The sequence below is a fragment of the Mycoplasma marinum genome, assembly GCF_004335975.1.
Taxonomy (GTDB): Bacteria; Bacillota_I; Bacilli_A; order Mycoplasmatales; family Metamycoplasmataceae; genus Mycoplasma_K; species Mycoplasma_K marinum.
This window is the reverse complement of sequence record NZ_PSZO01000090.1, coordinates 1-941: the sequence shown is the minus strand read 5'-3', so window position 1 is coordinate 941 and position 941 is coordinate 1. Positions and strand designations below refer to the sequence as shown.

Sequence of the window (941 nt, the reverse complement as noted above, 5' to 3'; positions counted from 1 at the left end):
ATATTTCCATTATTACCTTTTACTTTCTTATCGAATCAATATTTTAATTAAATTGTCTTATATTCATAAGGTTTGAACGAATATTCTTTCTTTTTACCATTTATTTTTATAGTTGTTTTCAGCTTCTTATTAACCATATTAGAAACTCTTAATAATACCTTTGTGTTTTCTACTGATCTAAGTGATGAAATATATAATTTTTCATGATCAACTATCGGGAATGTTATTTTTTTATCTTGTGGCCACTCAATATCATTTATTTTAAATTTATTATGTACATGAGCGGTTAAATGAACATTATTTTTATAATGTACTATTGGACTAAAATTCCATTCATTTAAACCTTTTATCGGATTTTGTTCATCTATTCTAAATTTAAAAGTTAATTTTTTTAGCAATTTAGAACCCGTTGTTTTCTCTCTATATGGTATGCCTGAAGCGATTCCTGGCCTTCAATTTAGTTTTTCTCGTGAAACAAGTTCATTTGTTCTATAAAGGATAATTTCTACACCATTTTCAGTTTTATAAATTTCATTATTACCTTTTGTGTATATATTATAGCCCTTAGCACCTTTCATTTGAATAACACCATCGTTATGATCGACTATTGCTGGATATTCAAGCATGTCATGCTTTCAGTTTTTTGTTTCATCTAAATCATCAAAATCCGTAATTACTAAATGTTGAGATTTTGCAACATCACTAGTTCCAATAAATTTAATTGATAAACGGTAACCAATAAGTTTGTTCTCGGTTATCATTTCAATATCAACTTTCCCATCGTATTCAATAAATTCAGTATCTATTATAATTTCCTCGTAATTAACGACTAATGATGTTTTAACTTTTACAATAGTAACACCACTAAAAGTTTTTTGTGATATTAAAGTGTGTTTTTGAGAAACGACAATTGGTTTGTTAGAGGCGGAAAAATCGTAATT

1 protein-coding gene is annotated in these 941 nt (G+C 26.9%); it reads right to left on the bottom strand.

The features are described from left to right. Window positions 1–47: 47 nt before the first annotated feature. On the bottom strand, window positions 48–941 hold an 894-nt coding region (locus C4B24_RS05090; protein ID WP_168388381.1), incomplete at its 5' end, for a hypothetical protein.